Genomic DNA, 13131 nt, shown 5'->3' with positions numbered 1-13131 from the left:
ATGTCGCTTAAAATAGTTGTTATTGGTGGTGTGGCCGGTGGAGCCACAGCGGCCGCAAAAGCGCGCCGGGTTAATGAACATGCGGAGATTACCGTTTTTGAACGGGGTGAGTATCTCTCTTTTGCTAATTGTGGTCTTCCTTATTACATAGCCGGCGAAATTAAAGATCGTGAAAAACTGCTTTTAATGACTCCGCAAAAATTTTGGGATAAATATCGTATAAAAGCCCTTATTCGGCATGAGGTTCTAAGTGTTGATCGTGTAGCTAAAAAAGTAAAAGTAAAAACCCCCGATGGGTCTATTATCGACGAGGTATACGATAAACTTATTATGAGCCAGGGCGCCATGCCGATTGTGCCTCCTTTTAAAGGTTTACCCGCCGAACATGTGTTTGTTTTGCGTGATGTGCCCGACATGGACAAGATAGATTTATTTATTAAAACCCAAAATCCAAAAACGGCGGCTGTTATTGGCGGTGGGTTTATTGGTTTAGAAATGGCCGAGGCCTTAATGCACCGTGGTTTAAAGGTGACGGTTATTGAAAAGGCCCCGCATATTTTGCCTCTATTAGATGACGATATGGCACGTGAGCTGGTGCGAGATATGGAGCAGGATTATGCAAACACACTCACCATTTTAAATGCCATAGGCGCTAGCGAAATGGGAAAAGATTTTGTTGTTTTGGAAAACGGACAAAAGGTAAATGCGGATATGGTACTCTTATCGGTAGGAGTAAAACCCGAAGTGGCGCTTGCTCGCGAGGCCGGTTTGGAAATTGGTGTGACGGGAGGAGTGAAGGCTAATGGACGTTTACAATCATCCGATCCCGATATTTATGTGGTGGGTGATGCCGCCGAAACAACACATCTTATTACTGGCGCACGTTTACGTATTCCGCTGGCTGGCCCGGCTAATCGTCAGGGGCGGATTGCGGGAGCTAATGCTGCGGGAGCCCATCTTACCTATCCGGGCGCTTTAGGCACATCTATTGTGCGTCTTCTTAATAAAACAATTGGATATGTGGGGCTAAATAGCAAACAGGCCAAAGATGCTGGTTTTACCTTTTTTACCTCAACAACGCGCGATCCTTCTCATGCCTCCTATTATCCCGGTGCTACAACTGTAATTACCAAACTTTTAGTGGAGGAAGGTAGCGGCCGCATTTTAGGTGCACAAGTAATGGGAGAAAATGGGGTAGATAAACGCGTGGATGTTTTAGCCACGGCAATCTACGGTAAAATGACCGTGCACGATTTGGAATCACTCGATTTAGCTTATGCTCCACCGTTTGGATCGGCCAACGATCCCATCAATATTGCTTCATTTGTAGCGGGGCACGAAGTGAAGGGTGATGTACGGACGATCGAAACTTTTTCAGAAGCAGATTTTTTGGTGGATGTGCGTAATCCCGATGAAATACAAAAATTTGGGAAATTGGGTAATTCAGTTAATATTCCAGTTTCCCAGTTACGCGATCGCTTACATGAAATTCCAAAAGATAAAAAAATAGTGGTGTATTGCCAAAAAGGCCAGCGTGGATATCTGGCCTATCAAATACTTAATCAAAACGGTTTTCAGGTGGCTAATTTAAAAGGTGGCTTTCTGCAGGCCAGAAATACAAATTAATCACGATCTTCATCGCTTCCATCACCTGCTTCCGATTTTGTAATTCCTTCTTGCGCTAAAAGTGCCTTGGAATGTTTTATCCATTCCATAATAGCCTGTTTTTCGGATGCGCTTACAAACGATTTTAAATGCATGGCCAAATAAATGGCAGGGGGCATTTCTCCTTCGTCAATCACGTCTATTAGTTCATCAAGGCTTTCAACAAAATCGTGCCCTTCTTTACCGCTAAAAGGAAAATCAAAAGTCATGTTATATTTTTCCTTGGCTTCATCAATATCATGATTTACCAAAAAAGATGCCGGAGGAATAACAGAATAGAGCGGCATCTTTTCTACATGGCCATGACACATGAGACATTTTTCTTTGGCCATAGGTAAAACTTTTTCCTGATATTCCTTATTGATAGCTTCGAGGGTAGCGCACTTTAAACCGTTTGCATTGCTATCGGTAGTGCATCTAAGAGCAGGTTTAGTTTCGGTCAGTGGTGGTGTTTTAATCTCAATAAAGCGGGTAATTAAAATGAAAATGATAAGACTAGTAACTATTAAAATTATTTTTTTCATGAATTTATTCCTATTTTTTCGGCATACGCCTTAAGAGCTGCAATGGTAGGGCCATAGCCGCCTTCGTAAATGTAACGTTCCAAGTCTTCAGCCAGCTCCGGGGTTTTATTGTAACGATTATTAGGATCAAGAGCTAAACAACGTTTTAAAATGGTGTTTAAACGATCGTTCACTTTAAGTAAATCCCAATTTACTTCTCCCTCCATCGCTTGTTTTAATGAGGGGCCAGCTTTGGTTGTGCCTTTTCTAATGCGATGCAGTGTGAGCATTTCAAACAAAACGGCACCTAACGAAAAAATATCCGTTCTTCTATCGAGCGTCTCGCCCTTTGCCTGCTCGGGCGACATGTAGGCCATTTTACCGGCGCGGTAGGTTTGTTTACCTCCAGTGCCCTCCACTACCATGGCCAATCCAAAATCGGCCAATTTTGGCAATCCTTCACTTGTAATTAATATATTGCGCGGGCTTACATCGCGGTGCACTACCGATACCATGTTGGGCCTTGTATGGGCATACGACAGGCCCCTGGCAATGCGGCTGGCAATAAACACGGCTATTTCTTCGGGTATTCTTTTTCCTATTTTACGGTGATGTTCCAAAAATTCATTCAGCGAATAACCATCAATATACTCCATTACAATGACATAAGCATTATCGTGAAAGCCTAAATGATAAAGAGAAACTATATTTTCGTGAACAAGAGACGCTACCAGACGTGCTTCATTAATAAACATGTCGAGATAAAGTTTATTTTGGGCGTATTGAGGTAAGAGTACTTTGATGGCAACCGTTTTTGTAAAGCCCTGCACACCACATTGAAGTGCTTCATAAACCGAACCCATGCCGCCATCGGCTATTTTGCGTTGAATATGATATTCTACATCCAGTTTAAAGTTGGAAAGCATCAAAAGTTCTATGGTTTAATTGTTAGCATTTAAACTACAACCGCCGGCACTCGATTTATTGCTCGATACATCTTTATTATCCGTGCCAGTACTATCTGACGGAGAATCAGGATTTTCCGAACTCGGATCGTCGTTGTTATCTGTACCGGGAGAGTCTCCATTATCGGGGGCATCACCGGCTTCCGGGGTTGTTCCAGTAGGAGTATTACCACACGACAGTTCTTCATCAACCAAACCGTCACCATCATCATCTACTCCATTGCAGATTTCATCCGTAGGAATTTTTTCAGGTTCTCCGCTTGCACATACACTCTCGTCAATAGTTCCATCGCCATCATTATCAAGACCGTCACACTCTTCTTCATCTACGCAGTCTTTGATACCATCGTTATCGGTATCATTAAAACCCTCGTCAGTCTGGCCATCACCATTGTCGTCAATCCCGTTACATAACTCATGTGCTATTTCACGACAGTCGGGGGTGTCATTATGGTTGCCATCCACGTCACTGGTACCACAACCGCACAGACCGGGTTCTGTTTTGGAGGCATCATTAATACATTTGTCCACACAGTCTTTGGTGCCGTCACCATCGGTATCCGGAAAGCCTTCATCAACAATACCATCGGCATTGTTATCAAACCCATCGCAGGTTTCGGGAATGGGGGCACTGCAATCGAGTCCTTCATCTATTTGTCTGTCTCCATTGTTATCTACACGATCACATACTTCGGTGTCTACGCAATCCATGATTCCATCGTGATCGGTGTCGTTATCGGCCACTCCACAGCCGCAAATACCAAGTGTTGTTTTATTTCTGTCGTTAGGGCATTGATCGATGCAATCGGCACTGCCGTCACCATCTGTATCGGTATCGGGCACTCCGCAACCACAAACACCTGGACTTAATTTGGCAGGATCGTTGTCACACGTTTCTTCACAATCAAGCTTTGTATCGCCATCGGTATTGATATCGGCTACTCCACAGCCGCAAATACCAAGTGTTGTTTTATTTCTGTCGTTAGGGCATTGATCGATGCAATCGGCACTACCGTCACCATCTGTATCGGTATCGGGCACTCCGCAACCACAAACACCTGGACTTAATTTGGCAGGATCGTTGTCACACGTTTCCTCACAATCAAGCTTTGTATCGCCATCGGTATTGATATCCGGTACACCACAACCACAAATACCAGGAGAACTCTTGGCAGGATCATTCGGACATAAATCACCACAATCCACAATGCCGTCATTATTGATATCCAGTTCAGCATAGCCGCAACCACAATCACCTGGTTCGGTTTTGCTGCCATCGGTAGGACAGGCATCATGGCATAAAGGTGTACCGTCGTTATCGGCATCTTCTTCACTATTGCCACAACCACAAGCACCTGCCTGTGTTTTCAAAGGGTCATTGTCGCATTCATCAAGACAATCCGGTGTTCCATCATTATCTGTATCGGTATCGGGCACTCCACAACCACATATGCCGGGTTCCAGTTTGTTGGTATCCTCATCACAGAGTTCCTGACAATCGCGCAAAGCATCATTATCGGTATTGGCATCGCTTACACCACAGCCACAATAAGCTGGTAAGGTTTTGTTAGGATCGTTGTCACACATCTCACGACAATCAAATGCACCATCACCATCGGTATCAATATCGGCTACACCGCAACCACAAACGCCCGGAACTAGCTTTAACGGATCGTAGTCGCACACCTCCTGACAATTTGGTGTCCCTTCATGATCCGTATCGGTATCCGGCACACCACAACCACAAATGCCAGGAGAACTTTTGGCAGGATCATTCGGACATAAATCACCACAATCCACAATGCCGTCATTATTGATATCCAGTTCAGCAGAGCCGCAACCACAAACGCCGGGTTGAGTTTTGCTGCCATCAGCAGGACAGGCATCATTACAGGCCGGGGTTCCATCACCATCACTATCGTCATCCAAAACACCACAACCGCAAATACCCTCCACAGCTTTCAGTGGATCATCATCACAGCGATCTATACAATCGGCAGCGCGATCGCCATCGCTGTCGATATCCACTCTACCGCACCCGCACTGATTGGGAGATGTTTTTAACGGATCATTGGGACATCTGTCGTTACAATCGAGAGCTCCATCTCCATCGGTATCGATATCAAGCGTACCACAGCCGCAAATACCCGGGCTTGTTTTATTAGGATTGTTTGGACAGGCATCAATGCAATCGCGCGTACCATCCCTATCGCTATCGGCATAACCCTCATCAATGAGTCCATCGTTATCATTATCAAGCCCGTCACAAACTTCGGTCTGGTTTTCCATACAGTCGGCCACACCTGTACCATCACGATCGGGAAAGCCTTCATCAATCTGCTGATTGCAGTTGTTATCAATGCCATCACAGATTTCGTGTGTTGAAGGTGAGCGCAACAGGGGATTTGTATCATCACAGTCGTTGTTGTTTAGGACGTAGCCAGTATATGACTGACTGCACAAATGAACGCTGTTATTTCCTCCAAAGCCATCGCCGTCGGCATCCAGATAGTATGTTTGAGGATTGCATGTGTATTCAACAGCTCCAATATCGCAATAATCGGCAACAGGTCTGGATGAATTTATCTGATCGGTAGTTAAATATACAGGATGCGCCTCCAGTGTATCTGTTAATGAGATACACTGGCCTTTTTCTGCTCTATCTATGGCAATACTGTTGGCTTGAAGTGAGAGTGCAGTATCTATTCCGTTTACCTTAATAATTGGACCAAATAAGGGGTTAGATGAAATTTGATCGGGATGGCCCGAAAAATTTTCAATAAGACAAGTTGAGCCTAAAATATTATATCCAAAACTTTCGGAGATAACTTCAGTTGTAACATTACAATCATTGTCGGCAAAACTGTTGGATCCTGTACGAGAACGATTTTGAGAAACAATACTGGCCTTAATGGCAAAATACTCCCCTTGAGGCACGTAGAGAGCCGATCCATAACGTAAACTGGTAGTAACAGAATTGGCTGTGTTTCCAGAAATAGTGGTGTAGCTGATGAAGGTGTTATCAATACCATCAATGTACAAGGCACTACCATCCTCTGTCCCAAGGGCGGCCTGATCGAGGACCTGATTTAAAATAAAGGTAGAGTTGTAAATATTGATATCGGCTCTGGCAACATCACCAGGGACACTACTTCCAGATAAAGCACCGCCTTTGTTTGATTTGTTACGGATAAATGTACAACTGTTTATACTGGTTATTTTATTTGTTGGGGTATTGCCAACATTTTGTACGTTAAAAGTCAAGGCTCCGCCAAAAGACACGCTTGTATTGCTATCGAAACTTGATTTTATAATTCTGAGAGTTGAGTTTTGGTTGAAAATGGCACCACCCTTACCAAAATTGAGAAAATCTTCACCGATAGCAGTATTTGCAAAAAAGCGACTTCCATTGATTAGAGCGTCGGAATTACTGTCCAGATAGAGCCCTCCCCCACCAGAAAAACTTATATTATTTAAAAATTTTGTACCTTCAATATTTAAGTTGGCTGCTTTCACATAAAGCGCACCACCTTTCCCGGCATGATTAAGTGAAAATTGTGTGTTATTAATAATTAAGTTCTGGTTGATATTTTGCTGCTCATTTCCTGAAAAATAGATAGCAGCACCTAAACCTAATCTAATGGATGTTGTTGCATTTGATTCGAAAGAAACATTGTTGGTTGAAAGTGTAATGCCTATGGTGTTTTGAGTAGTATTATTGTCAATATAGACAGCGCCACCATTTGTATCTTTGAAATTACGGATAACTAAATTTTCAAGATTTATGTAATCCTGATATATATAACTATTGGCATTTGCCGAAATGAAGCGATGGTTGTGATTGTTTATACCATCAATAATACTCGGATTCTGAGGATCTGCACCTCTGATGTTGACAGTTTCCGTGATAACCATTTCTCCAAGGGATATATTGTATGTGCCTGGTGGCAAAAGAATGGTGTCGTATCCCGAATGTAAATTGGCTAAAAGAATGGCTTCTCTTAAAGAACAGATTGGTACAGTTAAAGTTGCATCACAATTTTTGTGTGTGACAATGCCTGGCGGTTCGTTCAAAGAATTTACTTGAATAGTAATGGGGCCAGGAGGCGGAATAGTGGCATACAGGATGGAACATTTTAAGAGTAAAAAAAGTAATATTAAAATTGGTTTTTTATTCATATTTTTATTACCGGTTTTTTGGTCAGTACTGAACGATCACGAGAACTTTATACACTAAAGCAAAAACAGTGCCTTTTTTGATATAAAAATTTTATTAATTATTAAAGACTTATCAATATGAGAAGAGCAAAATTTTATCAATATGAGACAGTTTTGATGAATGCAGTCAAAACTATGACTATCAATTATTTTTTATCCTCTACTCTTTCCACAATGCAAAAAGGACAGGATAAATAAGTAACTCAAGAGCAAATGAGGTAATCAGCCCACCCACCATGGGGGCGGCGATGCGTTTCATCACATCGGCTCCTGTGCCCATGGAGTATAAAATAGGAATAAGGCCCATCATCGCGGCCATCACCGTCATCATTTTAGGGCGCACGCGCTTAACGGCTCCATGAATAATAGCATCATAAAGACCTTGTTTATTTTTGATGAGCCCTTTTTCCTCATATTCTTTGTGCGAGAGATCTAAAAATAAAAGCATAAACACACCTGTCTCTGCATCTAAACCCATGAGCGCAATGAGCCCAACCCACACGGCAATGGATAAATGATAGCCCAAAATATAGAGCAGCCAGAAAGCGCCAATGAGCGAAAAAGGAACAGCCAGTAAAACGATGGATGTTTTGATGATGGACTTAGTGTTCATGTATAAAAGAAAAAAGATGCACAGGAGTGTTAAGGGAACAATTAAAATCAAGCGTTCTTTAACGCGCAGCATGTTTTCATATTGTCCGCTAAAGCTTAGGCTATATCCTGTGGGCAATGTGATGGTGGCTACTGCCTTTTTTGCGTCTTCTACATAACCACCAATATCACTCTGATCGGTATCCACATAAACATAGCCGGATAATAAACCATTTTCATTTCTAATCATGGACGGACCTGTGTTGAGTGTAATATCGGCAATCAAACTGATGGGAATTTGAACGCCATTGGGTGTTGTTACTAAAACACGTCCCAAAGAATCTAAATCACTTCTAAAGTCGCGTGCGTAACGCACGTTTAATGGGTAACGGGCACGGCCATCAATTACCGTGGTAATATTTTCGCCGCCGATGGCCGAAGCAACAATCATCTGTGCATCATCAATGGTTAAACCATACCGCGCTAGTTCGCCCCGCTTTAAATTAAAATCTACAAAATAACCACCCGCCACCCTCTCCGCATACACGCTGCGTGTGCCTTTTAGGGGGGAGAGAATAGCCTCTAGTTGTTTTCCTATTTTTTCTATTTCACTCAAATCGTCGCCGTAGATTTTAATGCCAATGGGAGTGCGGATGCCAGTTGTGAGCATGTCGATGCGGTTTTTAATGGGTAAGGTCCAGGCATTGGTGTAGCCCGGAAACTGCATTTTTTCGTTCATGCGCTTTATAAGTTCTTCATAGCTTTCGTGATTGGGCCAAATGTGTTGAAATGATCTCGTTAAAAAATTAGGCAAAAATGAGTACCAGCGTTTCTTTTGGGGCCATTCTTCTTGTGGTTTTAAAACAACCGTTGTTTCTACCATGGATAATGGAGCTGGATCGGTAGAACTATTGGCGCGTCCTGCTTTTCCAAAGACGCGTTCTACCTCAGGAAACGATTTTAAAATTTTATCCTGCATTTGAAGTGCTTTTTCGGCTTCGGCAATTGAAATTCCGGGCATGGTTGTTGGCATGTATAAAATAGCGCCTTCATTTAAACGCGGCATGAATTCCGAACCCAAATGAAGAAAAACAGGAATGGTTGTGAGCATGAGCAAACCAGCCGCAATAAGTGTTTTCTTTTTGTGATTTAAAACAAACAAACAAGCGGGTTCGTAAATTTTAAACAAGAGCCGACTTACCGGATGCTGTTCTTCGGGATAATAGTTGCCCACTAAAAGTGTGTTGGCCACTTTTTCCATCCTTTTATGGCGTTTAAAACGGAAAGGTTCCATACGCGTAAAAAGCATGCGCATGGCGGGGTCCAGTGTAATGGCCAAAAGTGCCGCAATCAGCATGGCTAAATTTTTGGAATAAGCGAGCGGCTTAAAAAGACGGCCTTCCTGATCGACCAGCGTAAAAATGGGAATAAAGGCAATGCCAATAACCAAGAGTGAAAAGAAAACAGACGGGCCTACTTCTTTTAATGCTTTTAATCTTACCTCGTGAAAATCACCTTTTTTTCCTCCATTTTGCCATTCTTCAAGGCGCTTGTAGGCATTTTCCACTTCAACAATGGCACCATCCACCAACACACCAATAGAAATGGCAATGCCAGCAAGCGACATGATGTTGCTCGTGATGCCCATGTAATAAAGCGGAATAAAAGAAAGAAAAACGGAAATAGGAATAGTAACAATAGGAACAAACGCCGAAGGGCAATGCCATAAAAAGATAAGAATAACGAGACTTACAATCACCATTTCTTCGGTCAGTGTATGCTTGAGCGTATCAATGGCTCTTAAAATAAGATCGGAACGGTCGTATGTTACTACAAGATCGGTGCCTTCTGGTAAGGAGGGTTTAATTTCGTCTAATTTTTCTTTAACACGCTTAATAACATTAAGGGCATTTTCGCCCTGACGCATCACCACAATGCCGCCTACCATATCGCCTTCGCCATCCAAATCGGCAATGCCCCGTTTCATATCGGGCCCAATGGCTACATTAGCTACATTTTTTACCAGTATAGGAGTGCCATTATCGCCACCTATCACAATGTTTTCGATATCCTCAATTTTTTGAATATAACCGCGGCTTCTTACCATGTACTCACGGCCCGAAAAATCAATCACGCGTCCACCACCTTCGTTGTTTGATTTACGAATGGCTTCCACCACGGTGGTAAGCGGAATATTGTAGGTAAGTAGTTTTCCGGGATTAATATTAACCTGGTATTGTTTTTCGTAACCACCAATAGAGGCCACTTCGGCAACCCCTTCAACCGATTGAAGTTTGTAACGTAAATTCCAATCCTGAAAACTGCGTAGATCGGCCAAAGAGTTTTTACCTGTTTTATCCACCAACGCATATTGAAACACCCAACCCACACCGGTGGCGTCGGGCCCCATTTCTGTTTTAACGCCTTGGGGCAATTGCGGAACAATTTTGGATAAATACTCATTCACGCGGCTTCTGGCCCAATACATATCGGTATTGTCATCAAAAATGACATACACATACGAAAAACCATAATCAGAAAAACCGCGGATAGATTTTACGCGCGGAGCACCTAAAAGCGCAGTTACAATAGGATAGGTAACCTGGTCTTCAATAATGTCGGGGCTTTTTTCCCAGCGGGAATAAATAATAACCTGCGTATCGGATAAATCGGGTATAGCATCGAGAGGGATATTTTTTAAGCACCACGCTGCCCAAAAAAGCAAAATGCCCGTCATGGCGAGTACTAAAAATTTATTTTTAGCCGAAGCCTCAATTATTTTTTCAATCATATAAATGGGCTACCCCTCCTGACCTCCCCTTACAAAGGGGAGGAATTTCCCCTCCTTTGTAAGGAGGGACCTGTCTGCATGGCAGACAGGTGGGGAGGTAGCAATTAGTTCAATGTTGATGCACACTATTTCCAATTCCTTTAAGCTGAGCTTCCGAATCAATTAAAAATGCAGCGGCATCCACAACGATATCGCCCTCGTTTAATCCTTCCAGCACCACCACTGTATTATTTTCTGCCAAGTCACCTGTTTGAATGGGGTGCCGATAAAAGTTGATATTATCCTTCACCATAAAAACTGTTTTTTGATTGCCGTTATCGAGTACTGCTGTTTGAGGAATAATTAATTGCTCGCCAAGAGGTATTTTAAAATCAACATTCACATTCGCCGATGGTTTTAAAGATACATCAGCCGTATTAATTTGAATGCGGGCTCTGGCCTGACGGGTTTGGGAGTCCACCACATTATCAATGGAAGTAACAACACCTTCATAACTCACTTGCGGATTTGCCGAAAGACTCACCACAGCTTTGGTTTGGGGTTTTACGAGAGGAAAATCGCTTTCAAAAAGAGTGGCATAAACAAGTGTGGTGCTAGCGGGCAAGGTATAACTTGTTACAGTTTTAGCAGATAAATTATTAATATCGCTATCGCTTAAGCCCAAAATTTTCAGGCGATTTTTGCTGCTTTTGGCCAGATCGGGAAAATTATTTTTAAGTTCCAGATACTCGCGTATGGCCACAGCCAACTCGGGGTCAAAGGCCACGCTGCCCACGGTGCGGATATTTTTAAAAGTGTCCATTTTTTTAACCGTGGTTGTTTTTACACCAATCAACTGCTGCCTATCGGGCGCAATCATAAGGCTGGAATTGATATCGGGCGTGTTAGCACTGTCTAAAGATTTGCTATCTTTATAAACAGGCACTAAATCCATCCCGCAAATAGGGCAGGTGCCGGGTTCGTCCTTATGAATTTGCGCATGCATGGGGCAAGTATAGTGATCAATCTCCTGTTTATCATGTTGTGCAGCAGTTGTTTGTGTTGTGTTTGAGCATGCAACAAAAACACCCAAAAGAATAAAAAATGTAATAAAAAATTTCATAAGTTCTCTCCTACTAATTGTTCCAACAATGCATATTCGGTTTGATAATCGGCCCACATGTCCCAGTACATTTTGGCCATTTCGTTATAATCCACCAGTTTCTCCATTAAATTATTGGCCGGGATGAGAGATACCTCAAAGGCTGTTTGTGCCATGTTGGTAGCGCTTCTGGCGGTGGGAAGAATTTCGGATCTATAGGTATTGATAATACTGTAATGCTCGCGTGCATGATTGGTGAGGTAATAAAGCTCTGTTTTTAAATCGAGAGTTTTGGCCTCAAATTCTTTTTGAGTTTTATATTTTTCGAGAGTGGCTACCTTCATTTGCGAGGCGTTGCGGTTAAGCCACAGTGGGACATTAAAACCAATGCCAAAGGTTTGCGCATTTTTTTCATCGTCAATTTTATTATAGGTCCATTCGGGAGTAACTGTGGGGAGCACACTCTGCCGGGCCAGACTTTGATCGGCTTTATATTTTTGAACCATCCATTTTAAGGAGGCTAGTGTGGCATTGTTGTTAAGAAGCACTTGTTCCAGTTCGCTATCTGATTTACCCAATCTTTTAAGAGGGGGTTCACTGAGAGCGTCCAGCGGTTTTGAGGCGGGTTGTCCCATCAGTAAATTGAGTTTGGCTTCTAAAAAACCTTTTTGATGTTTAAGATCGTGCAAGTTGGTTTCGGCTACAGCCCGTTTTGTTTTAGCCATGAGTATATCGCTCATGCCGGATATTGGCATGGTGCTTGGCTTTTCCATGTCTCCCGAAGCGGGTAATTTTTTATCGGCTGTCGTTTCGTATTGCTGCTTAAGAGAATTGATGAGCTGGTCGTATGAGGCCACAACGGTGGATTGATGATTAATTTGTTTTTGATTAGCCACAAGTTCGTAATATGTTTTTTTGGCCTCAAATATTTTTGTGCGTTCGGTTTCGGATAAATCACCAAGCTTGGATTTATACTCGTAACCAATCGATTTATTTTTGGTAATGAGTGTTGTGGGAAAGGGAATTTCCTGCGAAATTTTATAATTGGTTTGCCTGCCTTCTTCCCGCTCAATCATGGCTTGCGGGTCGTTTAGCCAGGCCTCGGCTCCCTTTTTAGCTTTTGTGGCTTTGGCCTCAAACTGTTTTGCGGCAATAGCCGGGTGAGTGTTGGCAACGCGCTTTATCACGTCATCAAGTGTTAAGGCCCAGGTTTTGGGTGCTACCAGCAGTAAAATAAAAATTAATATTTTTTTCATAAATCAACTCATCAAAAAATGAATACACTTGGCCTTTTGTAAAAAGCCTTAGGTAAAACTA

7 protein-coding genes are annotated in these 13131 nt (G+C 42.6%); 1 reads left to right on the top strand and 6 read right to left on the bottom strand.

Features of this window, described 5'->3' with window-relative positions:
• Window positions 1-1626 carry an FAD-dependent oxidoreductase gene (locus tag K1X76_00450; GenBank protein MBX7147526.1) on the top strand — a complete coding sequence of 542 codons (1626 nt, stop codon included), beginning with the start codon at window positions 1-3 and terminating at the stop codon, window positions 1624-1626.
• Here the strand turns inward: K1X76_00450 and K1X76_00445 are convergent.
• From K1X76_00445 to K1X76_00420, 6 genes are all read right to left on the bottom strand, one after another.
• A complete protein-coding gene (locus K1X76_00445) occupies window positions 1623-2189 on the bottom strand; it encodes a heme-binding domain-containing protein (protein ID MBX7147525.1) in 567 nt (188 codons plus the stop codon). The two genes, K1X76_00450 and K1X76_00445, sit on opposite strands and share 4 nt — an antisense overlap.
• Window positions 2186-3094, bottom strand: coding sequence for a serine/threonine protein kinase (locus K1X76_00440; GenBank protein MBX7147524.1), 909 nt, complete (start codon window positions 3092-3094; stop codon window positions 2186-2188). Before K1X76_00440 ends, K1X76_00445 begins: the two co-directional genes overlap by 4 nt.
• Window positions 3095-3109: 15 nt before the next feature.
• On the bottom strand, window positions 3110-7312 hold the full coding sequence (locus K1X76_00435) for a hypothetical protein (protein ID MBX7147523.1): 4203 nt from the start codon (window positions 7310-7312) through the stop codon (window positions 3110-3112).
• Between the two features lie 199 nt (window positions 7313-7511).
• On the bottom strand, window positions 7512-10733 hold the full coding sequence (locus tag K1X76_00430) for a CusA/CzcA family heavy metal efflux RND transporter (protein MBX7147522.1): 3222 nt from the start codon (window positions 10731-10733) through the stop codon (window positions 7512-7514).
• Between the two features lie 109 nt (window positions 10734-10842).
• Window positions 10843-11835 (bottom strand): efflux RND transporter periplasmic adaptor subunit, encoded by a 993-nt coding sequence (locus K1X76_00425; GenBank protein ID MBX7147521.1) that lies wholly within the window; start codon window positions 11833-11835, stop codon window positions 10843-10845.
• On the bottom strand, window positions 11832-13070 hold the full coding sequence (locus K1X76_00420; protein ID MBX7147520.1) for a TolC family protein: 1239 nt from the start codon (window positions 13068-13070) through the stop codon (window positions 11832-11834). Before K1X76_00420 ends, K1X76_00425 begins: the two co-directional genes overlap by 4 nt.
• Between the last annotated feature and the right edge of the window lie 61 nt (window positions 13071-13131).

Source organism: bacterium, assembly GCA_019695305.1.
Lineage (GTDB): Bacteria > UBA10199 > UBA10199 > UBA10199 > JAIBAG01 > JAIBAG01.
Note: the sequence above shows the minus strand (reverse complement) of the source record. Positions and strands in the feature narration are given on the sequence as shown.